Source organism: Cellulomonas sp. (genome assembly GCF_017744555.1).
In the GTDB taxonomy this organism is placed as follows: Bacteria; Actinomycetota; Actinomycetes; order Actinomycetales; family Cellulomonadaceae; genus Cellulomonas.
Map to the genome: position 1 here is coordinate 1 of NZ_JAGIBD010000111.1, position 731 is coordinate 731.

Sequence of the window (731 nt, forward strand, 5' to 3'; positions counted from 1 at the left end):
ACCATGTGCCGCGCCGCGGCTTGCGCCGGGAACACAAAGCCCTTGAGGTTGGTGTCGACCAGCGAGTCGAGGTCGGCCGGCGTGAACTCGGTGAAGGGCTTCACCATGAAGATGCCCGCGTTGTTGATGAATACATCCACCTGGCCGAAGCGCTCGACCGCGCGCTTGATCAGGTTGTCGGCGGTGGCGGGATCGGCGATGTCACCGGCCACCGGCAGGAAGTTGTCGGGCATGCCCAGCGTCACGGCCGCTTGCTGCAGTCGCTCCGTGCTGCGACCGTTGCCCACCACGTTGTAGCCGCGCTTGAGGAAGGCGCCGGCCAAGGCGAGGCCGATGCCGCTCGAGGCGCCCGTGATGACGACGGTCTTTGCTTGGATGCTCATGGTGTTCTCCGAAATTGGGCGTAGCCCGCTGTTGAGATGGGTGACTTGAAGGTGCTGAATTGGCTCTGAAGCCGATTCATCTGATACGTGGTGTTGAAAATTGGGCGTGATGCCGGGCCGACTGGGCCGCGATCACCACTTGCCGGCGCTCATGCCGCCGTCCACGGGCAGCACGATGCCTGTGGTGAACTCGGCACGGCTCAGGTACAGCACGGCATCCGTGATGTCCTGGGTCTGGCCGATGCGACCGGACGGGGCCAGGCCCTTGAGGAACTCGCGGTTGTTCTGGCTGTGCAGCGGGGTCTCGATGATTCCGGGGGCAACCGAGGTCACGCGGATGTGGTGGGG

Annotated in this window: 2 protein-coding genes; both read right to left on the bottom strand. The window is 64.4% G+C overall.

The window, feature by feature from the left end; genetic code table 11:
• The coding region (locus J7523_RS20425; RefSeq protein ID WP_291890633.1) for an SDR family NAD(P)-dependent oxidoreductase at positions 1–383 on the bottom strand (383 nt) is incomplete at its 3' end.
• Positions 384–515: 132 nt separating this feature from the next.
• A partial coding sequence (locus J7523_RS20430) for an SDR family oxidoreductase (RefSeq protein WP_291890635.1) occupies positions 516–731 on the bottom strand: 216 nt, incomplete at its 5' end.